Annotated in this window: 20 protein-coding genes; 6 read left to right on the top strand and 14 right to left on the bottom strand. The window is 39.4% G+C overall.

What is annotated here, in order from left to right; all coding sequences use genetic code 11:
• Window positions 1–151: 151 nt before the first annotated feature.
• Window positions 152–2,836, bottom strand: a complete 2,685-nt coding sequence (locus KK060_RS10190; protein ID WP_254153619.1) for a glycoside hydrolase family 2 TIM barrel-domain containing protein — start codon at window positions 2,834–2,836, stop codon at window positions 152–154.
• A gap of 287 nt (window positions 2,837–3,123) precedes the next feature.
• On the opposite strand from KK060_RS10190, the gene KK060_RS10185 reads away from it, so the two are divergent.
• Complete coding sequence (locus tag KK060_RS10185) at window positions 3,124–3,948, top strand: phospholipase A (protein ID WP_254153618.1); 825 nt, start codon at window positions 3,124–3,126, stop codon at window positions 3,946–3,948.
• A gap of 402 nt (window positions 3,949–4,350) precedes the next feature.
• On the top strand, window positions 4,351–5,574 hold the full coding sequence (gene lhgO, locus KK060_RS10180) for an L-2-hydroxyglutarate oxidase (protein ID WP_254153617.1): 1,224 nt from the start codon (window positions 4,351–4,353) through the stop codon (window positions 5,572–5,574).
• Here the strand turns inward: lhgO and KK060_RS10175 are convergent.
• Window positions 5,571–6,287 (bottom strand): hypothetical protein, encoded by a 717-nt coding sequence (locus KK060_RS10175; RefSeq protein WP_254153616.1) that lies wholly within the window; start codon window positions 6,285–6,287, stop codon window positions 5,571–5,573. The genes lhgO and KK060_RS10175 overlap by 4 nt on opposite strands.
• Before the next feature lie 102 nt (window positions 6,288–6,389).
• Between KK060_RS10175 and moeB the strand changes: the two genes are divergently transcribed.
• The gene (moeB, locus tag KK060_RS10170; protein WP_302180047.1) at window positions 6,390–7,547 is read left to right on the top strand and encodes a molybdopterin-synthase adenylyltransferase MoeB; all 1,158 of its coding nucleotides are present in this window, start codon (window positions 6,390–6,392) and stop codon (window positions 7,545–7,547) included.
• Between the two features lie 194 nt (window positions 7,548–7,741).
• Here moeB and KK060_RS10165 read toward each other — a convergent pair whose 3' ends face one another.
• From KK060_RS10165 to KK060_RS10110, 12 genes are all read right to left on the bottom strand, one after another.
• Window positions 7,742–8,926: a trans-sulfuration enzyme family protein gene (locus KK060_RS10165; RefSeq protein WP_254153615.1), complete on the bottom strand. Its 1,185-nt coding sequence runs from the start codon at window positions 8,924–8,926 to the stop codon at window positions 7,742–7,744.
• Entirely contained in the window at window positions 8,926–9,348 is a 423-nt protein-coding gene (locus tag KK060_RS10160) for an OsmC family protein (protein WP_254153614.1), read from the bottom strand. The genes KK060_RS10165 and KK060_RS10160 overlap by 1 nt, the downstream gene beginning before the upstream one ends.
• Window positions 9,317–10,726: a high affinity choline transporter 1 gene (locus KK060_RS10155; RefSeq protein WP_254153613.1), complete on the bottom strand. Its 1,410-nt coding sequence runs from the start codon at window positions 10,724–10,726 to the stop codon at window positions 9,317–9,319. Before KK060_RS10155 ends, KK060_RS10160 begins: the two co-directional genes overlap by 32 nt.
• Window positions 10,727–10,804: 78 nt before the next feature.
• Window positions 10,805–11,689 carry a DUF5777 family beta-barrel protein gene (locus KK060_RS10150; RefSeq protein WP_254153612.1) on the bottom strand — a complete coding sequence of 295 codons (885 nt, stop codon included), beginning with the start codon at window positions 11,687–11,689 and terminating at the stop codon, window positions 10,805–10,807.
• A gap of 65 nt (window positions 11,690–11,754) precedes the next feature.
• Window positions 11,755–12,291 carry a YceI family protein gene (locus KK060_RS10145; RefSeq protein WP_254153611.1) on the bottom strand — a complete coding sequence of 179 codons (537 nt, stop codon included), beginning with the start codon at window positions 12,289–12,291 and terminating at the stop codon, window positions 11,755–11,757.
• Between the two features lie 8 nt (window positions 12,292–12,299).
• Entirely contained in the window at window positions 12,300–12,839 is a 540-nt protein-coding gene (locus tag KK060_RS10140; protein ID WP_254153610.1) for a YceI family protein, read from the bottom strand.
• A gap of 2 nt (window positions 12,840–12,841) precedes the next feature.
• Window positions 12,842–13,207, bottom strand: a complete 366-nt coding sequence (locus KK060_RS10135) for a hypothetical protein (RefSeq protein WP_254153609.1) — start codon at window positions 13,205–13,207, stop codon at window positions 12,842–12,844.
• Between the two features lie 408 nt (window positions 13,208–13,615).
• Window positions 13,616–13,798, bottom strand: a complete 183-nt coding sequence (locus KK060_RS10130) for a hypothetical protein (protein ID WP_254153608.1) — start codon at window positions 13,796–13,798, stop codon at window positions 13,616–13,618.
• Between the two features lie 80 nt (window positions 13,799–13,878).
• Window positions 13,879–17,022: a cyclic nucleotide-binding domain-containing protein gene (locus KK060_RS25180; protein WP_254153607.1), complete on the bottom strand. Its 3,144-nt coding sequence runs from the start codon at window positions 17,020–17,022 to the stop codon at window positions 13,879–13,881.
• A 94-nt stretch (window positions 17,023–17,116) separates the two neighbouring features.
• On the bottom strand, window positions 17,117–17,752 hold the full coding sequence (locus KK060_RS10120) for an OmpH/Skp family outer membrane protein (RefSeq protein WP_254153606.1): 636 nt from the start codon (window positions 17,750–17,752) through the stop codon (window positions 17,117–17,119).
• Window positions 17,753–17,833: 81 nt separating this feature from the next.
• The gene (locus KK060_RS10115; protein ID WP_254153605.1) at window positions 17,834–18,385 is read right to left on the bottom strand and encodes a hypothetical protein; all 552 of its coding nucleotides are present in this window, start codon (window positions 18,383–18,385) and stop codon (window positions 17,834–17,836) included.
• 91 nt (window positions 18,386–18,476) lie between these two features.
• Window positions 18,477–18,989, bottom strand: a complete 513-nt coding sequence (locus KK060_RS10110; protein WP_254153604.1) for a gamma carbonic anhydrase family protein — start codon at window positions 18,987–18,989, stop codon at window positions 18,477–18,479.
• 115 nt (window positions 18,990–19,104) lie between these two features.
• Here KK060_RS10110 and miaB point away from each other — a divergent pair, with 115 nt between their 5' ends.
• The 3 genes from miaB to KK060_RS10095 all read left to right on the top strand — a co-directional run.
• The gene (gene miaB, locus KK060_RS10105; RefSeq protein ID WP_254153603.1) at window positions 19,105–20,562 is read left to right on the top strand and encodes a tRNA (N6-isopentenyl adenosine(37)-C2)-methylthiotransferase MiaB; all 1,458 of its coding nucleotides are present in this window, start codon (window positions 19,105–19,107) and stop codon (window positions 20,560–20,562) included.
• The gene (locus KK060_RS10100) at window positions 20,562–21,821 is read left to right on the top strand and encodes a sigma-54 interaction domain-containing protein (RefSeq protein ID WP_254153602.1); all 1,260 of its coding nucleotides are present in this window, start codon (window positions 20,562–20,564) and stop codon (window positions 21,819–21,821) included. Before miaB ends, KK060_RS10100 begins: the two co-directional genes overlap by 1 nt.
• Window positions 21,822–21,834: 13 nt before the next feature.
• The coding region (locus KK060_RS10095) for an LptE family protein (RefSeq protein WP_254153601.1) at window positions 21,835–22,356 on the top strand (522 nt) is incomplete at its 3' end.

The following is a 22,356-nucleotide window of genomic DNA, read 5'->3' as shown; positions in this document are numbered from 1 at the left end:
GATTACACCAACTCATCTTGCTTCCGTTGAACGGCCTTCATACCAAGCGGATGATAAATTTGCTTAAGTGATCACGATCGAAAGTACTGTATTCAGAGGCATGCTAACTAATGCCCTTCCATCTCTGGCAGTGAAATAATCCTGCTATTGTTTAAAATATTTTCCTTACCTGTAAACCATTCAAAATAGTTTCTCCTTCAATCGCTTTAAAACCCAGAGTAATACCTCTTTTATCTTTAACCCAAATTTGAGTCTTGACAGCATACGCTGACTCAGGTACAAGATAATTGATTGTTGAAAGATTCTCTATTACTTGATGCCCATTAATGGTAACATTAAACGCTCTGTTTCCTTTTAAACCAGAGGTTGCATTATCATTATTACCAAGGTTGTAAACGAGTGCCTCCTTTACAGCCCCGCCGAGTAACTCGGCAAAATGTAACACTACTTCATAATAACCATCGGGCACATCAAGCTTAAACTCATTAATTCCTACGCGCTGTGTCTCGTATATGGGATCATACTCAGTATTAAGAATGTTTTTATCAGAACCATATTGCTGCCTCGCCTTATTTGCCGGCTCAAATACTTTCCCTCCTACATATCCCCAGCTTCCTTTCTCATAGGGCTTTTCTGGCAGCCACACTTGTTGCAATACAGGATCCGTAAAACACCTATTATCACCCAGGCTTACATTAATTTCTCTAAAAGGAAGTTTAACTGAAGTGAGCTGATGGGGTTGCAGTAAAAATTTGATCTCGACAAAATCGCTCACCCCTCCATCTTCTGTCTGCGCCACCAATTGGTTTATGCCATTTGTAAAGGGCACATCAAAGGTTACTACATTATTCACGGGTTTTCCTACCCCTACAACCTTACCGTTATTCGTCATTTTAATGCTGTTCTGCTGGTTGGTATAAACCTCGATTTGTTGCCTATTAATCAGACTATCTTCCGATACAGCAACACCACTTCTTAAAGTCCAGCCACGAGATCCTATTTTTAAAAATGGTTTCTTCAGCAAGAAGGCCTGGTAATAATAGTATGTATCCTTCGGATTTCGGTAAGAATCCAGAATGCCTTTATTGTTGATGTGAGGCATTGTCTCAGCACGGGTCTCTGAATTAAAGTCAGCAAGATTCCAAATCAAACCTCCGCTCACAAATGGTCTCCGTGCAATTGCCTCCTGGTATACCTTGTGGTAATAGGTTTCATACTCAACAGTCTTGTCAAAACGAATCGGAGCAAAACCTCGTATACGCGGATCACCATCTGCACCGTACTCAGTAATGATTACCGGCTTATGAGGAAATTCTTTATAGTGCTTGTCCAGAAATTCACCAAAGCCGTGAATGTTAGGACTGTACCATCCCTGGTATAAATTCCAACCTGCTACCATGGGAATATCAATAAGACCGAGACGTTTATACAAGTCGTAGTTGCCATGAAAAGCTGCCATGGTGTAACGCTCCTTGTCTTCCTTGCGCGTTAAACTATCCAACGTTTTCGCCAGCTTTACAACATTTTTAAAGTACACCTCCTGTCTCGGCTTATCGTTCGCAAAAGGCAAGCGAAGCAATACCTCGTTCATGTACGCCCAGCTTACAATACTTGGATGATTATAATTTTGCCTGATCATCTCAAGCTGCATGTTGACCGCATTATCAGTAAATGCTTTTGATTCCGTAATTGTATTTACTACAGGAATTTCAACTGATGTAAGGATACCAAGCCTGTCGCAAGCTTCCAATACTGCAGGGTCTTGCGGGTAATGTGCTATCCTTAAAAAGTTACCTCCCATCTCTTTCAATATCTCAACGTCCCTTACATGCAAAGCATCAGGAAGCGCATTTGCCATCAAGGGATAATCCTGATGACGCGATGTTCCCCAAAGTTTGCAGGGTTTTCCATTAAGAATAAAACCATTGTCTGCAGTAAATGAGTACCACCTGAAGCCAACAGGATTACTAACCTCATCATAAACTTCTTTTGTTTTAGCATCTGCAATGGTAGTTACCACTCTGTACAGGTAAGGATTTTCGGGACTCCATAATGTTGGATTTGCAACAGAAATATTACTATGATTAAAAGACGTGGTTGCCGTACCCTTCAGTTTTATTTTTGTTTCCTGTGAACTTATAAGCTGGCTTTCTCTATCAAATAAACGGTTTGTGATAAGAAGTGTCTTTTCGTTCGAAGATGTGTTTACAATTTTTCCTCCAACATTTGCAAGCGCTTTGCCCTCACTTACCGAGGGTGTAGTAACAAAAACACCATCAGAAGCAAAATTATCTACATCAAAGTGAACGGGACTATAGGCTTCAAGATAAACATCTCTATATATGCCTCCGAAGAAAGTGAAGTCAGCCGTTAATGGGGGAATGTCTTCGTTAAAAGCATTATTCACTTTTACCGCGATAACATTTAACGATTGGTCTGGCCTTAAATGTTCATTAATCTTTAGTCTGAACGAGGTGTATCCACCTTTATGTTCTCCTGCCAGTTTTCCATTTACAAAAACAGTAGCTACCTGGTTTACGCCTTCGAAATACAAATACAGCTCCTTGTTTCTAAGTGATGGAGACACATACAAAACTTTTTTATACCATGCATCGCCTCTGTAATACGAAGGCGTATCGTCAAGCACATCGTGTGTGTTATAACTGTGAGGAATGGAAATGGTAGTCCATTGTTGCAGTGTATCTTCAAGTTTACTTACGTCAAGGGAACCTCTATAAAAACTCCAACTGGTATTAAGAGATTGTCGCACACGTGTCTGACCTGAAACAAAAAATGGAATGAACAACAGAACAAGTAATACCTTTCGTAATATCATGTTTAAGTATTTAAAACCCAGATGCGCTAAAGTTAAATTGAAAGTATCCCAACTTATCCTGACAATAATAAGCTATTGAAATTTTATTTTTAGGAATAAAGTAAAAATTGCCGTCCGTTTTAATATTCCGCTGTCAAATTGCAGTGATGTTGCTATTACATGATAAGATTAAGGAAACAATTTAATTCGTTCTTCATATTTTACCTCTTCGTCTTCCCTTCTTGCAGATGCTGAATTTCTTTATTTTCGCCCGTGATTTTATTTACTTTTCGCCATCACGCTTTTAAATGCCTGACTACCACGCACACACATTCAAATGCTTCTGTATTTGGATTTGTATATCTACTTCTTCATTCACACAAGCTCAAAACATTTCTGAAGACTCCGTCAATGCCATTCTGAAAAACGCTCCTGCATTTACAATCTTTCAGGATAATTATTTTATCACGGGCATTCCGTTAAATGAAGAGATCACACGTCAAAGTGCTGATGTAAAATTTCAGATCAGTTTCAAGCACCGTCTTACAAATGCCGTGCTTCCTTTTAACACTTACCTTTTTCTCACTTACACACAACGCTCTTTTTGGAATGTATACGAATCCTCTAGTCCTTTCTCCGAAAGCAATTATAATCCAGGGCTTGGTTTAGGTAGATTAATCTTCAATAATCATGAATTTAAAGGAGCTGGCTCTGTGCTTATTGAACATGAATCGAACGGGAGAGACAGCATTTATTCCAGAAGCATAAATCGCGTAAGCTTTACTTATGCCCAAGTGTTACGGCAGAATTTGATTATTACAGGGCAGGCATGGATTCCCTTTTCCTATTCATCCAACTATCTAAAATATATTGGTTATGGAGAAGTTACAATCAACTGGCGAGTGCTACAGGAAAAACTGATATTTGATATGGCCGCCAGAAAAGGAACAGAGTGGGATTGGAAAGGCTCTATGCGAACACAGGTGAGTTACCGCCTCGGTAAAAAGGGGAATATTTACATCTCCATGCAATGGTTTAAAGGCTATGCGGAAAACCTTCTGAACTTCAAGCAACACACAAACATGCTTCGGCTAGGTATTAATTTAAAGCCCAGTAAATACTTCTTTTACTAGCTGTGGGAGCCCGGAAAGCTCGAACTTTTAAAAGGCGTAAAAACCGAAGAATTTAGGGGTTAAGCCGTATTTCAGTGGGGGTTGAGCCGTATCTGAGCCGTATATGAGCCGTATAAGGCCCCAAATTACGCTAAAAACGCAGCTTATACGGCTCATATACGGCTCAAGTATGGCTGATCTTGGGCTCAAGTGCCGGAACCACCCGGCTCAGGTAGTCCTTAAAAGCCATAAATCGTTGCGGTTAATTCCGGTATAACGTATTTGACCTGGGCTACATAGGTTGTTAAAATGTCGTCTTAAATAGGCCATTTTAAGCGTTAATGCTGCAGAGACTTGACCTCGCATGAAATACATGATTTTATGTGCTAACCCGCCTATACATCCCTCTGATTTACTTTCAAAATGCTTAGCTTCGCGGAAATTTTCTCATTTGTGCGTTACGATATTATAGTTGTTGGTGGCGGAATTGTAGGACTTGCCACAGCTTTAAAGCTCACCGAAAACCCGTCGTTAAAAGTTCTTGTAATAGAAAAGGAGAACGAGGTGGGCAAACATCAGACAGGCAATAACAGCGGTGTTATTCATTCAGGGCTTTATTATAAACCCGGTAGCTTGAAAGCAAGAAATTGCATTCATGGATACAACCTCCTTATCAACTTCTGCCAACAACATAACATACCCTATGAGCTTTGTGGTAAAATAGTAGTCGCGACCGAAGAGAGAGAATTACCCTTGCTTAAAAACCTGTATGAACGCGGGCAACAGAATGGCCTAACGGGATTTAAAATGCTAAAGCCCGAAGAGCTTAAAGAATATGAGCCGCATGTAACGGGCCTGGCCGGATTCTTTGTTCCTCAAACAGGAATTGTAGACTATAAGGTTGTAGCACAACATTATGCCGAGGAAATCAGAAAGCGTGGTGGTGAAATTGTTTTTGGGCAGCGTGTAGTGAATATAAAAATTGAAAACGCAGGTGTATTTGTTGAGACTGACAAGAGCTCTTATGAAAGTAAGTTGCTGGTAAACTGCGCAGGATTATATTCTGATAAGATTGCCGGACTTACAACCCGGGATGTGAATGTCAAGATCATTCCGTTCAGAGGTGAATACTATAAGCTAAGAGAAGACAAGGAGTATCTCGTCAAGAATCTTATTTACCCTGTGCCTGATCCTAATTTTCCTTTTCTTGGTGTTCACTTTACCAGAATGATGAGAGGCGGTGTTGAGGCAGGGCCTAATGCTGTGCTCGCATTTAGTCGTGAAGGATACAAGAAGTCTGATATTAATTTAAAAGAGCTTGGTGAATCTCTGGCCTGGCCGGGTTTTCAGAAAGTAGCAAAGAAATACTGGCGCACAGGACTTGGTGAAATGTACCGCTCTTTCTCAAAGGCAGCATTTACAAAAGCATTGCAGAAACTTATACCAGAAATTCAGGAAAGCGATCTTGTAGAAGGTGGTGCAGGTGTACGGGCACAGGCGTGCGACAGAACAGGAGGCCTTGTTGATGATTTCCTTATTCTTGAAGAGAGTAAGGTTATTAATGTTTGCAATGCGCCTTCGCCGGCTGCAACGTCGTCATTGTCCATAGGAGAAACAGTAGCCGAACTTGCAGGAAGGAGGTTTTAATAAAGTCTGCAAATTAAGCCACCCTGAAGGCCCCAGGTACTAATACTGCGATAATACCGCTGATATACAGCTCCGGCGGAAAAATATCCATGAAGGGCTCGAAAATCAAATAATTTGAACAGGGCCTGTGCACTGACCTCTTTCCTTGGCTCAGCATCTCTATATTCGAAGGCACCTCCCATTTTACTATTTACAGGGAATGCCTGAACGCCTACTGTCCATTCCGTGAAAGCAGAATGATCATTAAAAGCTTCCTGCATAAAACCTCCACCAACGCGTAGTGTAACATCTTTCTTTGTTATAAGGTTGAGTTGCAGGATTTGCCAGTCATTCGTTCTTAAATATTGTACGCCATCAATGTCGTCCCTGATAAGATAGTTTAGGCGAAAGTCCGTTGAGAACAACCCCCAGTTTGCCCGTACCCTGGGATTTACGATATAATAATCAGTAGGGTGTACTGCAGTTTGCAGAATAACATCAAGAGAAACGATACTGGGATTATCTTCTTTTTGTGCAAGTTTTTGTTGCTGCGTTTCAATCATACCACTAAGCATGAAATTGAAAAACAGATCTACAACAAGACCAGAGCCACTTCCTGATATTCCATCCAAGTTGCTATTTGAACGAGATGCGCTTTTAATTTCATCTATCTGTGCAAACACAGGTACGTTCAAAAGCATGACCAACAAAAAGAGGGTAAAGATTTTTGCCATATCTAGGGTTTGGGGTGTGAGCAGCAATTATAGCGCCATTTATTTATATTCTATACCATTTACGGATTTGGCAATTTAAAGATCGCAATTACCTTTGATATAATGTCAATATTATCTTTAGAAGAACTTAAACGCTACAACAGGCACCTTATATTAAAAGGTTTTGGAGTAGAAGCACAACAAAGGCTTAAGGCTTCAAAAGTTCTGGTGGTAGGTGCAGGTGGCCTTGGCTCCCCTGCCCTTCTGTATCTTGCTGCCGCGGGAGTTGGCTCTATTGGAATTGTTGATCATGATGTTGTCGATATTTCAAATCTTCAACGTCAGGTTTTGTATACAGAAGATGACTTGGGAAAAAGTAAAGCGGAGCAGGCAGCGCAAAGGTTAAAGCTAATTAATCCCCATAGTCAGATTGCCGTCTATAAAGAGAAGATTACTTCTGAGAATGCGCTTTCTATAATTACGCCTTATAATGTAGTACTTGATGGTACAGACAATTTTCCAACACGATATCTACTCAATGATGCTTGCGTAATTTTAAACAAACCCCTTGTATATGGGTCCATCCTGGAGTTTGAAGGACAGGTTGCAGTTTTTAATCTGAAGCAGGAAGATGGGGATTATAGTGCTAACTACCGTGACCTTTTCCCAGAGCCGCCCCCTCCTGAAGCCGTGCCGGATTGCAGCCAGGCAGGCGTAATCGGTGTGCTTCCTGGAATTATAGGAAGTATGCAGGCTCTTGAAGTAATTAAAATTATTGCGGCGAAAGGTGAACCATTAGCAAACCAACTTTTGATATTTGACGGGTTACAGATGGAACAAACCAAAATTTCGATAAAGAATAGAAATGCCAGGGAATCAATAAAATCTTTAATTGATTATGAAGATTTTTGTGGCATAAGTCAGGATAATATCAAATCTTTGAACACAAAAAAAGATCAGGTTATGAAAGAGATCACTGTACAGGAATTGCAAAAACTTAAAGAAGAAGGTGCTGACTTTCAACTTATTGATGTGCGCGAACCCTACGAATATGATATCTGCAATATTGAAGGTGAACTCATTCCTATGTCGGAAATACCAAACAATGTTGACAAGATAGCGAAAGATAAACAGGTTATTATTCATTGCCGCAGCGGCAAGCGAAGTGGTGATATGTTGCTTTGGTTAGAGAAGAACCATGGACTCGATAATCTTTATAATCTTAGAGGTGGAATTTTAGCGTGGGCAAGGGAAATTGACCCTGCAATGCCTGTTTACTAATTTCCTCCTTTAGCGTTTACAATGCACGGATAGCTGATTTATCAGGGTGAAGCTCCTCGTGAGTAATTACACATGTCTTAATTTAACATCCAAAGGACTTAAATCTTCCCATCATTTATAAAATTAAAAAGGCCTCAGTAATTGAAGCCTTTTTAATTTTATAAGGAGCATGTGTGCCTTACTATACTATGCTATCAGACTAACTTGCTACTTGCAATGGCCTGACCGATATCAGCTATAATATCGTTTACGTTTTCAAGCCCGGCAGAAATTCTTATTAATCCAGGCATGATACCTACCGCTGCACGTTCCTGATCTGTTAATTTTGAATGTGTTGTAGATGCAGGATGTATGGCAATTGTTCTTGTGTCACCAAGGTTTGGCGTGTGCGATATAAGCTTGAGTGAATTCAGAAATCTTCTGCCCTGCTCGAGGCCTCCTTTAATTTCAAAAGTTACTAAGCCTCCTCCCTTTCTCATCTGCTTCTTTGCTAATGCATGTTGTGGATGAGAATTTAGAAAAGGATATTTCACTTTGGCTACATCATGATGCTGTTCGAGGTATTGCGCAATAGCAAGCGCGTTATCACAATGCCTGTCCATTCTTACCGCCAGCGTCTCAAGACTCTTCGACAACACCCAGGCATTAAAAGGCGACATGCTGGGCCCGGTATGCCTTGCAAAAAATCTTATTTCTTTAATCAGTTCCTTTTTACCCAGTATAGCGCCACCAATAACTCTACCCTGCCCATCCATAAACTTGGTAGCAGAATGGGTTACAATATGCGCACCCCACTTTGCTGGGTTTTGTAAATAAGGTGTTGCAAAACAATTATCAACATTAAGAATGAGATTGTGTTTAGATGCAAGCTTACCCAACCATTCGAGATCAAGGATATCAAGTGCGGGATTAGAAGGTGTTTCTACAAAGATCATCTTTGTGTTCTTTTGAATTTTACCTTCCCAGCTATCTGGTTCGTTAATGTCAGCATAAGTATGTGATATGCCGAACTTTGGAAATATCGTATTCAGTATTTGATGGGTTGACCCAAATACCGAACGGCATGCGAGCACATGGTCTCCTGATTTTAACAAGCCCGCCATGCTGCAATACATTGCTGCCATTCCTGATGCAGTAGCTATACCATCTTCAGTACCCTCCATAGCACAAAGCTTCTCAACAAATTCATTGGTGTTGGGATTTGAGTATCTGCTGTAGATGTTACCAGGTATCTCATCCGCGAACATGGCACGAGCCTGCTCAGCACTTTCAAATACAAAACTTGATGTTAGGTAAAGGGGAACGGAATGTTCACGGAAATCTGTGCGCTCGTGTTGGAGACGAATCGCATCGGTTTCAAAACTTCTTTCTTCGCTCATTACGCTGGAATAATTTCTATGCTATATGTTATTTTGGCTTTAGCCTCGAGTGTCTTTGCTACTGAACAATATTTCTCTATTGACAAACTTACTGCCTTATTGGCTTTATCCTTATCAATATTTCCGAATAATTTAAAATGAGCATGTACTTCAACATAAAGAGATGGCACTGCATCTTGCTCACGCTCACCTGTTACGGTAATCTTAATATCCTTAAGGTCCTGCTTTTGTTTTTTTAGAATACCTATAACATCAATGGCGCTGCAACCACCCATGGCAGCGAGCAACATTTGCATAGGACGCATGCCCAGGTTTTCGCCTCCAACGTCAGGCGATGCATCCATGTATACTTTATTCCCCTGTTCATTTAATGCTTCAAAATGATAAGCATCATTCAATCGGTTGAGTTCTATTTTTACCATGTTCTACTTTTGGTGTCCATAAAAGGCTTCCTGCAATCAACGCAAATATACTCACAATAGTTGCTGGTACTAAAGAAGGCCACGAAGAATGGCTAAATTCAAATATTATCCAGGTAACCATACCTAAAAGCATGGAGAGTAATGCTCCAGCGGCATTTGCACGTTTCCAGTACAATCCAAACGTAAGCGGTGCAAATAATGAAACAAGGCTTAGGATTGACGACTCACCTACCAGCTCATAAATGTTTGACCGAAGACAAGTCATTATAGTAGAAACAATGCTAAATAAGAGAACGCATATTCTCGTGATGTTAAGAAGTTGCTTGTCTGTAAACCTCCGTTTTGATAAGGGTCTGATAAGATTTTCAGAAAAAATTGCTGCAGGAGCAAGAATGGAAGAGCTGGTAGTGCTCATGATGGCAGAAATCAAGGAGCCGAAAAAAAGGATCTGAACAGGAAGGGACGTGTGCTTTAACACCATATTTGGAAGGGTGAGCTGGGTATCTCCTGTTATCTGCTCAGGGTAAAGCATTTTGGTGCAAAGGCTGATAAACAACGGAAGCATAGCAATGGTAAGGTAGAGTAATGCCGCTATGTAGCAAGACCACTCTGCGACTTTCGCTGATTTTGACGACATGGAACGCTGAAACACATCCTGTGAAGGAAGCGAACCAAGCCCCAACACACTCCAAGCTGCAACGTAAGTGAGTATCTCCTTCAAATCTAATGAAGGCAAGAACTTAAGGTCTTCCTGTGGAACCTGTGACAGAACATGCGTAACTCCTCCTGCTTTATCACCCATAATTACTGCCAGCACAAGCAGTCCGCCAATAATAATTACAGTTTGAATGAAGTCAGTAATCGTGATAGCCCACATACCGCCCACGTACGTGTAGATCGTAACTACAACCGCACTGATTACAACACCTTGCCAAAGTACCAAACCAGTAACTACATGAATGATTAATCCCATAGCAACAAGCTGGGCAGCAATATAGCCGACATAAGGGGGAGCCAGGAAAAAACTTGCAACCAACTCTGTATTCTTACCAAACCTGACGCGAAAAAAATCACCAAGTGTAAGTAAATTCATCTTGTAGAGTCTTGGCGCGAAGAAGAGTCCAAAGAGTATGAGACACAGAGCTGCGCCAAAGGGGTCTTCAATAACTGCATATAAGCCTCCTTCTAAAAACTCAGACGATGCTCCAAAAACTGTCTCTGACCCAAACCATGTTGCAAACATGGCGGAAGAGCTTAGCATTAACGGCAGGCTTCTGCCTGCCAACATATAGTCTGATGATGTATTGACTCTTCTTGAAGACCAGAAGCCTACCACTATGGTAAGCACCAGATAACCAATAATAGAAAATAGTAACAACTTTGTTTTTTACTTCAATGAACATTAAAAGTAAAAAACAGAATTGTCTTTTCAAGACATAAAGTAACGCGAGCAGAATTATTTACGCTTCAGCTGAAACGTTCGGGTTACATTAAATCCGAAATGAATATCTCCATCGCCAAAATCTCCTTCTGTTTCAGTAAGGAAGGCCCGCTCCGTTAGACCACGCGTATTGGTCATCACAATCTGGAAAACATGTCCTCCTGTTTCTATGTCAATTCCAAAGCCAAGTGTGTTCTTGTAAGGATTTCCGTCCGGCACGTTGAGTCGGTAATAGTACTCACTTGTAAAGGCAACACTTTTAGTAAGTTTAATTCTACCCCCTGCTCCTATGGCAATATCATCATTGTTTTCAAATGATTTATTAACTGCATTTCTGTGAACAAACGAAGGCATGATTTGCAATGATAGACTCGGTGTTATTTTTCTGGCAATTAATAACTGACCTACATATGCTAACCGGTGAACATTCTCGAAACCTGGCAGCGCATCTTCTTTCTTAGGTGAGGTCTTATAAGCAGTACCTCCAAGGGCAGTAATTGTTAAGGGAAAATTTCTTGCCCCTTTACTTTGTCTCAATAATTTATACTTTACATAGCCATCCATAGTTTTGTCGACAGAGTTTCTCCCAATACTAACACTAAGGTTATCTGTGATACCATAATCGAGACCGAGCCTTACATAAGCATCATCGAGACCAAACAATTCGTATAAACCACCGTTTACCGGCCCGAAACGATGGGCAAAAATAAATTCAAGTGTTCCTTTGTTTTTCGTTTCTATTGTATGGCCATTTACCAGTCTTGTACCTTTAAAAGTTTGAAAGGCATATTCAGTGTCTTTATCCTGACTCTGTTCCAATTCTTTCATCAGATCATCCTGCGCCATCAAAAGATAGTTGCCAAAGAACAAAGCGAGAACAATAAGGAAGTGTTTTTTCATAAGTTAAATTTATTAGCTCGTGTGACCTAGGATTGTAAATTGTATTACTTAATTAACTATAGTGTTTATGCCGGTTTATAAATAAAATCTACGCTTACCTCTATTTGCTCTGCTATATTCTGCCATACAAGTGTAGGTATTTTAATATTATAATCTTCAAGCTTCATAATAAACTTAGATTTCATATGAATCTTGCCATTCACATTTTCAGCACTGCCTGGTACATCAATATCCCTTACCACGCCATGCATAGATAGTTTTCCAACAGCCCTAACCTTCTGTGCTCCGATAATATCTGGCTTGAAACCTACTACTCGCCCCTGAAAAGTTGCCTTTGGGTATTTTTCAGACTCCATATACTTTTCATTGAAATGTTCGCGCATTAAGGCTTTGTCAAAGACAAAATCACGAATCTTTATTATATATACTACCTCTCCTGATGTTGCGTTAAACAAGCTTCCAACGATGGTATTTTCGGCCTCAATATCTTCGATGGTAGCATCGGAAAAGAAAGTAATATGTCCCTTTTCGGATGTGTATCGCTGCGCGTTTAAAATACCGGAGATGAGTATAAACAGATAAAGAACCACGTACTTTCTCATTGCTACATTTATTGGGGTTTAAAGGTAAAATCAATAGTTACGTCTACCTGTTCAGCTATATTTTGCCATAGTAATTGAGGAATGGTGATCTTATAATCGACAAGCTTTACTACAAATTTTGCCTTCAGCAAAAGCTTGTCTCCTTGTTGTTGTATCGTTCCTGGTATTGTTAAGTCTTTAGTAACACCATGGATAGTTAATTTCCCTGAAGCGCTAACATTTTGAATCTCCTTTTTTGAGATGTCAAAACCTGCAATGGCTCCCTGAAAAGTTGACTTAGGATATTTATCAGACTCCATGTACTTTTCATTAAAGTGTTCCTGCATTAAAGACTTTTCAAACTCAAAACCGTTTATAGGAACAGAGAATACAATATCACCAGTAGCAGCATTAAAAATACTGGAGCACTTGTTATTAACGGCTGCTATATCTTCAATGGCCGCGTCTGAGAAAAAAGATATTGAGTTCTTTTCAGAAACAAACTTCTGCGCCTGTACAGCACTACAAGCCAGGGCCAAATAGACAACTAGTTGAATTTTCTTTTTCAAGATTAATTGTTTTTAGCTCCCTGATCTACCCAACAAGAAATAGTTTGGATCTGGTCATCTGTAAGCTGCCCCACAGGACTTCCCGCGGGAGGCATTTGCCGAGTGACTACTGATTGCTTTACCGCTTGTGCCCTTGATTGAAACGTACCAAAATTAGTCCAGTCACGTTGCGGGCCTAAAGATCCGTTATGACAACCAGAAACAGCACATTTTGTTTGAACGATTGTGTTGACATCACTTGCATAGCTTATTTCGTCGCTACAAGTTTTATCTTCCATTTTTTCAAGATCATCATTGGAACATGATCCGGCTGTTAGTATAACCAGCACTACTATAGCTGCTGTTATTGAAATTTTAAGTCTTTGCATAAACTGGATTAATAAGTGTTATACAAAGATTGGAAGGATGTTTAAACGTAGATGAAGATGTCGCGTCACGCAATAGGAGACAAAACTATGGAAGGGTATAAAATTGAAAATCCCCCGAAGTCCTTGACGACGGGGGATAATCATTGTCTATAGTTGGCTTTAATCTTGAATCAAAGATATATGGGGACCGTTAATCATGCACACAAGTATCGACTATCGGAAATAGGAGAAGTTAAACTGCGGCCATTACAGATGAAAAACATAAACACGTACTTATACAAAAGAAAAATCCCCCTGAGTTCTCGACAAAGGGGGATTTTTCGTGTCTATAGTTGGCTTTAATCTTCTTCAAATCTATAACAATTATTTAATACCACAACTGGTAACATTTAAATAATCTTTTTAGAACTAACGAATAGAGTCTTGATTGGAAAGGGAATCTTCGTTGACATAATTCTTCTTAATCCTTTCCTTCAATTGTGATTTTGATCCGGGAAAAGTTGTTCTTGATCCGATATCATAGCTCGCATAAAAAAGCAGGATAAGGAAAAGTATAGCGATTGCAATAAATATCTTTTTTGATTTAGTCATATAGAATCCTGAATGACTACAAAGTTAATCAAGAGCTTTCTATTGCAAAATCTCCTTGCGACAGAAGCGAGCTACAGCACTTAAATAAGTTCAATAACCTTGTCAGCAAGGTTTGCATTATCGGCAAGCAACTCATAGAACTGATCTTTATTGAATTTAAGAACTGTTGAATCGGTAGAAGCTATAAGTATACTTGTATTTACGAAAGCAGGAACGGCAAGCATCTCTCCTATAAACTGGCCACTATTATAACCAGAAACCAGACGCCCGTGCTGGAAGAAATTAATGGAACCTTTAATTACAAGGTAAAAATTATTATTTAAGCGATCATCAAGAATTAAAGTCTCACCATCCTTTAAAGTAAATTCTTCGCTAATGTCGGCAAGGTAAGAAAGCGTAATGCCAGCAACACGATTAAAAATGGACCGATCCTGAAAAAACGATACTTTATCAAATCTTAACATTCTGCTGGATAATAAGATGAGCTCATCCAGTTCTCTTCTTTGTTCCTCACCTAGCCGTCTTGTGTTTTCGTAATAATCGTCAGGGTTTAATTCATAAAGTGATCGTGCAGATATTTCTTTGATCAAAGGATCAGGATTGTAAAGCTGAGCAATAAGGTCTAGCTTAAAATCATTCATCTTTAACAATCCTATCTGATGAATTATACATGCTTTAGTCCACCGGTTTGCTTGTGTAAAGTCTCTATTGATAATAAATTTTAATACTAATTTTGGATCCAATCGCACCCTGGGATAAAAATGATCGAGCCTGTTAATCCTGTCCTGGTCCGACAGATCGTCGAGTACAGGGATTACCCTTTGTTTTAACTGTTCAGAAAGGAAAACATCGAGCAGCTCTATAGCATAAGTAACACCATCTGCTGTACCACTATCAATATTTTCCTTAACAAGTTGTATGGAACGGGTATCATACAGCATGGCAAGAAGCATGTATATGTGTTCAATATCGTTTGCTATCTCCCAACGCAATGCTTTTCTTATATCACGAGCAATTCCTTCATTTGCTATCTCCTGTATGGCACTTAAATTCCAACGAATGTCAGCTATATCTGCTTCTATCGCGTGTTTAATACGAGTAATCTGAGAAATGCCTGCCTTAAAACCAGACTCTCCCAGAGAAAGTAATACCTGAGACACAACAAGCTTGTTCGGATAATCTATCTTATTCCAGAGCAATTCTTTAACACGCTGTCCGCCAATTCTTCCCATTGTTTGAACAATGCGTAGCATAGCTTGCGTATGCTGCCCGCTCCGGTAAAACGCAGTATCAAGTGCGCTTAGTACAGTCTCCCCTATTTGCACAAGCGCATTCATTGCCTGGCTACTGTATATTGGATTACTAAGGTTATCAATGAGCTGGTTAATTATTTCAGGCGTGAAATGTTTAATAGAAGTCTTTATAGCAGTTATCCGCACCTTGGGTTCAATATCTGTTAACAGCTCCATGAGAAATATAGAACCCAGTTCTCTTTCAGCATGTAACAGAAGCTCGGCAGCATAATGTCTGTCATTGGCATCTGCTGACCGGGCGAGGCGTTGTATTCTGGTTTTGGTTATATCGCCTCCGTTCTCAAGAATGAGTTGTATATCAAGATTTGAAAGTACATTCTTTTCGTCGATCACCTTCTCAGGGTCCATCTTTATTACATACCTATCTGATACGGAAAGTCCCTTCATCTCATTCAATTTCTCTTGCGCGTAATGTCGCACGGCTGCATCTTCGTTCTTTATTAAATTATTAATTAATGTCGTCGTATTGCCTGTATTAATTTTCTCCAACAACCTAAATGAAAATACTGCTTTACCTTCCCTCTTTTCCTGCAACATCTTTTCGAGCTTAACACTTATCTGACGAAAGCCTTTGTCGAGTTTGTCCTGAACAAATTCAGTAGAGCTTTCAAGCTTCTCATGAATTCTATTCCGGTAACCGATGTACAATTTATTAACCACCAAAAAATAAGCGGCCACCAGTATAAGAAGAAGTACAGTGAAATGAATGACCGTAAGGGAAGAAACATACGCCAGAACAAAAATTAAAATTCCAGCTACAAATCGTGAAGATTCATTTACAAGACCTTCTACTTTAGATTGAATATTAAATCTTATCCGATTATCTAACGGGATAAACAGAAGTTTAAATACGGGGTTCTCTAGTGAATCACGTAAAGTCCAGTTAAACAGACGGGTGATCGTAATAAAAAGGAAAAAGTAAATAAAGCCAGCAGGCGATGTTTGTTTGTCGAATCCCAATACTGATCCCATTATCAAAGCCCCAGTAGCAAAAGTCCCTACAATAATGGGAAGTATAAATAATGCTATACGAATACCATAGGTGGTAATTATCCTGTTGTTTATGAATGTCTGCATAATGAGACTAAGGCCATAAACAGCACCGGTGACAAAGGAATTGAACGTGGTCAAATCTCTTTCGTTAGGATACTGTTCTTGAACAAGGTTTTGAAATGAGTACTGTCCCAACATGAAGGTGGTCATAGAAATTAGCAGGAACAGCGATAGCAATAGAATGTACTTGTCTTTAATAATCTTAGTAAGCCTTGAAGCTTTTCTTACTTCTTTTCCAAATTCTCTGGGATTATTTTTAGAAACATTGAAAATAGATGAGATTATTATTAATAAAATGGAAACAATGAATATGCTTACGCTGCAAAGTAATAAGTACTTCGTTGTATTCTTTATCACTTCAGAGGTAAAAGGTATAACTATAAGGGTGGCCAGAATTGCAGCAATTAGCTGGCCGGTATCAATCCACCCGATAATACGTTTTGACTGCCTGAAATTAAACAGACGACCAAACAAGCCCCAGAAGCTCAGTAAGAGTATGGCTGTTAATGGGCCAGACATACAATATAACGCGAAGATATAAGCATTGTGCCACTGCTTACCTCCAAATTCCAATAACATGTATGCACCCAGAGAGAATACGAATATCAGCAAGACACTGCTAAGTACAAGGGTTGTAAACTTAACACGGCTCTGAAAAAAGGAAAATAAACCTGTAGTAACTATTCCTAATGCACCGGATACAAGAAATGCTTTGTTTAATTCACTGCCAAGTCTATTTAAGAAAAGTGAATCTGCAGTTACCTGGTAGGTAGCTATGAACGCTCCCATAAAGAAACCAGTAGCCAGCATGAGAATAATCTGCTTCTGCTCCTGAGATTGCCCTTTAATAAAACCCACAGGTAGTTTAGGTGTTTGTGATTATCAAATATAAAAAAAAGCCGCCTCTGAAAATTTAACTTCAGAGGCGGCTGATGTAAGCTTTTATATGTTTTTACTTACTTTTTTTCGTGGTGTCAGTCTTTGTTGCGCTTGCAGCAGGAGCACCCTCCTTCTTATAAGAATCATTCAGCCCATCAATAACTTCTTTTGTGATATCCAGAACATTACTTCCATAGAGCATATCACTGGTTGGATCATATTTCAGAACCAATTGTAAACCTTTTTCTTCGCCATAGTTCTTTAGAAAAGCAGTTACTCTGTCATATAGCTCCTTGTTTAATTTCGCTTCTTCCTGCATTAACTGCTGGGCAAGGCTTTGTTGATACATTTGAAGGTTCTGTTGTTTTTTACCAAGATCTTCTTCAGTTGCCTGTACTTGGCCATAGGTCATATTTTTAACATTGCGCTGGTAGGCGGCAATTTCATTCTGTAAACCCATTGCACGGTTACGGTAGTCCTGATCCATTTTCTTGGTTCTCTCCTCAAGTTGCTGTTTATTTACCTTAAGGTATTCGTAATACTTCAATACAGTATCAGAATTAATATACGCTACTTTTAGATCAACAGCTGAAGTATCTGAAGAAGAGGACTTAGTATTGGTTGTTTTTCCTCCGCTAAAGTGTAATACATAAAGTACAATAACTGCTACCAGCAGTATGATGTTTAATCCAATCGAGAAATTCTTCATTAAAGTGCAGGGTTTCTAGTTCTGCGCGCAAATATGCCTAGTATTTTTACAGGATTCAAGATTTATTTCAGAATCAATGGTTTATTCTTCCATATCCTCCGTTTGGAATGAGTAGAGAGTTTCATCCAAACTTAAAGTATCCTCATTAAAATCCTTTATAAACTTTTCAATGTCTTTAGAGGTGATCTTATCAAGGTGAAAACCAACATCAAGAGCTATTCCAAAGTCAGTATGAATATCCATATCTACATGCTCCTTTACTTTAACCGCTTCCTCTTCTTCTAATTCCATAATCACCTCAGCCATAAATAATCCAATTTCTTCTTCAAGTGCATCCAGATTTTCAAGATTACCATTTTCGTCTTCGTCGTAAGTTATCTTTTTATATTGCGGAAAATGTTTGGCTGCCCTGTGTTCTGCGATCTCAAACAACTCACTCTCATGCTGCATTCTAAGGGTATACATTACTGTATCATAAATTACTTCTTTGTTCTCGTAGTTACCTATGAAATAGAAATGTACATATTCATCTGATGGTTCTTCTGATTCGTCAAGCAGATAGTTCTGCCCTTTTTGTTTCATCCTGGTTTTATAATCCTCTATCACAACAGGGTCAAATCCTTTATTATCCATAGTTTATCAGCGTGATGTAATATTTGATAGTTAAATTAAAGCGAAAAATTGTAAAGAGAGAAGTTTAATTCTAATATATCTTTCAAATCAGTTAGTCTTTATACCATCCCGCATACATGGGGTAGTTGCGTGCTGTTCTTTGTATCACTTCCTTCATCTCAGGTGACGTATCTTTAATCCGTTTAGCCGGTATACCTGCATAAGTGCTTCCTGGTTCTACTTTCGTCCCTGGCAATACAATGGCACCTGCCGCAATTACAGAATTACTTCCAATCACAGCATCGTCCATCACAATAGCACCCATTCCAATAAGTACGTTGTCTTTAATAGTGCAACCGTGAACAATGGCATTGTGAGCAATTGATACATTGCTGCCAATAACTGTTTTTGCTTTTTGATACGTGCAGTGAATAACAGCGCCATCCTGAATATTAGTATTGTCACCAATAGTAATTGAATGAACGTCTCCCCTTACAACAGCATTAAACCAAACCGTACAATTGTCGCCCATTACTACCTCACCTACAACTACTGCGTTTTCTGCCAGAAAGCAATCTTTTCCGAATTTTGGTGAAAAGCCTCTAACTTCTTTAATGATGGCCATGTTTCATTTAATTAAGAGCGCAATCTACAGATCAGCGTCATAAATTAAAATCCCTGACAAGATGTCATTAAGTTTTAACTAAAAAATGTATTTTTGCGGACTTTAGGAAGATAGAATGGAAAAGCTAATTGAAGATATTGGTATTTTAAGTGAGGATGCAAACAGCAACTGCGAGACTTTTAAGGTAACAGAGGAAAAGAACACCGGAAAACTGCGAAAGCTTTATATAGAAAGTTACGGATGTCAGATGAATTTCTCTGACAGTGAGATTGTTGCTTCAATTCTTTCAAAGGAAGGTTTTGATACAACTTCCGAAATTACAAAGGCTGATGTTGTTTTACTTAATACCTGTTCTATCAGGGAAAAGGCAGAGTTAACAGTAAGGAACAGGCTTAATCATATTAATGGCCTAAAGAAACATAAACCCGAGTTGCTGGTTGGTATTTTGGGTTGCATGGCCGAAAGACTTAAGTCGAAGCTTCTTGAAGAAGAGAAAATAGTTGACTTGGTAGCAGGACCGGACGCATATCGGGATTTACCAAAGTTAATTTCGCAGGTTGACGAAGGTGAAAAGGCAATTAATACCTTTTTGTCTCGTGAGGAAACCTATGCAGATATAAGTCCGGTGCGCCTTAATTCAAATGGTGTTACAGCGTTTATCTCTATCATGAGGGGCTGTGACAACATGTGTTCTTTTTGCGTTGTACCGTTTACCCGGGGAAGAGAAAGAAGCCGCGACCCTTATTCGGTAGTGGCAGAAGCAAAAAATCTTTTCGAAAGGGGCTACAAAGAGGTAACGCTTCTCGGACAGAATGTAGACTCCTATAAATGGAGCCCTGATGAAAACAATAAAGCACGTCTTGAGAAAAATGGCAGTAGCAACATCATCAATTTTGCCATGCTCCTGTCGATGGTGGCTGAAGTGAGCCCTGAACTGAGAGTCCGTTTCTCAACCTCTCATCCTAAAGATATTACAGATGATGTTTTGCATACCATGGCAAAGTATGAAAACATCTGCAAATACATTCACCTTCCTGTTCAAAGTGGGAATACACGTATTCTTGATTTAATGAACAGGGGTTATTCAAGAGAATGGTATCTCGAAAAAATAAGCAGAATAAGAGAAATTCTGGGAGAAGACTGCGGTATTTCATCAGACATGATAACAGGTTTTTGTTCTGAAACAGAAGAGGAACATGCGGAAACCTTATCGCTTATGGATTTAGTTCAGTACGACTTTGCCTACATGTTCTATTATTCAGAAAGACCTGGTACCCTGGCAGAGAAAAAATTTGCGGACGATATCTCTCTTGACGTGAAAAAACGCCGCCTCAATGAGATCATACAAAAGCAAACAGCGCATTCTCTTCAGCGAAACAAAAGAGACATTGGTAAAATACATAAGGTGTTAATTGAGGGCGTTTCAAAGCGTTCTGACTTACACTTACAAGGTAGAAACACAGCAAACAAAGTAGTTATTTTCCCTGCGGAAAACTATACGAAAGGCCAGTATGTTAACGTATTGGTTGAAGAATGTACAGGTGCTACATTGTTTGGTAAAGTTATTCACTAATGACAATATCAGATTTAGAAATACAAAGCGTTAAACAACGATTCGGAATAATAGGAAATAGTCCGTTGCTGAATAATGCTGTTCGTGTAGCTATGCAGGTTGCGCCAACAGACATGTCGGTGTTAATTACGGGAGAAAGCGGAAGCGGGAAAGAATCATTTTCTAAGATCATACATTCTTTAAGCCCTCGCAAGCACGGGCAATTTATTGCTATTAACTGTGGCTCAATTCCGGAAGGAACGATAGACTCTGAACTTTTTGGCCATGAAAAAGGCTCATTTACAGGAGCCCATGAAGCTCGTAAAGGATACTTTGAAGTTACAAATGGTGGCACCATATTTCTTGACGAGATTGGTGAAATGCCATTGGGAACACAAGCGCGCTTACTAAGGGTTTTGGAAAACGGCGAGTTTCTTAAAGTAGGATCATCAAAAGTTCAAAAGACTGATGTGCGCGTAGTAGCTGCCACCAACGTTAACCTGATGGCAAGCGTTGAGCAGGGGAAATTCCGTGAAGATTTATACTATCGACTCAGTACGGTTCCCATCTTCGTTCCTCCTTTGCGCGAGCGAGGAAGAGATGCCGAGCTGTTATTCAGAAAGTTTGCTACTGACTTTGCAGAGAAATATAAAGTAAAGCCGATAGCCTTAACGGAAGAAGCAAAAGAGATTTTGTTGAAGTACCGATTTCCTGGCAATATTCGTCAGCTTAAAAACCTGGTGGAACAAATCTCTGTCTTGTCAACTGATACTACTGAAATAACAGGAGAAATCTTACAACGATATTTGCCTAAAGAGTCTAGCCTGCCTGCATTGTATGGCCGAGAAAGGTCATTTGAAAACGAAGGCCTATCTGAAAGAGACATACTTTACAAGGTTCTGTTTGACATGAAGAAGGATATGACAGACCTTAAGAAAATCGTTTTGGATTTAATGAATGGCAATGGTCAGGCTGGCCAGTTAGTTAAAGATAATCCGGGGTTATTTGAAGATGTAGGCGATGAAGATACTTCGCGCGGCAAAGAGCCTGTAGTATTAAATATTCCTTCTCAAAAAGCTATTGATGATGATATTGAAGATGTTCATGATATAACGCATGAAACAGAAGACGATTCATTATCGATAGAGAAAAAAGAAAAGGAATTGATAATGAGAGCTCTTCAAAAAAATAACAATAAAAGAAAATATGCGGCACGCGATTTGGGCATTTCAGAAAGAACACTTTACCGCAAGATCAAACAATACGAAATTGAAGAATAGTACCGTTAATCAAATGAGAACACTCGTATCTTATTTGAGTTCTATAATTATTATACCAGCGCTATTGGCAATGCTTAGTTCATGTGGTGTATCTGCAAGTTACTCCATGACAGGATCTACCACTGCTGCAAAAACCATTAGCATTGTTGAGTTTTACAACAATGCAGATTTGGGGCCTGCCAACATGGGACAAATTCTTACAAACGATCTCAAGAATTATTTTGTCTCAAACTCGAGCCTTCGCGTTGTACCGGAAGATGGTGAGTTGCAACTCGAAGGAGAGGTTACTGATTTTCGCCTTACTCCTATTTCTCCTACCACAACCGGAGAGGATAACGCATTTACAACTGCCTCATCTACACGCTTAACAATTACTGTTAAAGCTACGTACATTAATACATTAGACGAAAAGATGAGTTTTAAAGACAAGAGCTTTTCCTTCTACGTAGATTTTCCTAACGAAGTAAACTTAAGTGATGTCGAAGAAAGATACGTTCGGCAGATTTTTGAGCGTATTATCAACGATATCTTCAAT

Source organism: Chryseosolibacter indicum (genome assembly GCF_018598585.1).
GTDB lineage: Bacteria > Bacteroidota > Bacteroidia > Cytophagales > Cyclobacteriaceae > Chryseosolibacter > Chryseosolibacter indicus.
The sequence above is the reverse complement of the archived record's forward strand: the minus strand, read 5'-3'. Positions and strand labels throughout refer to the sequence as shown.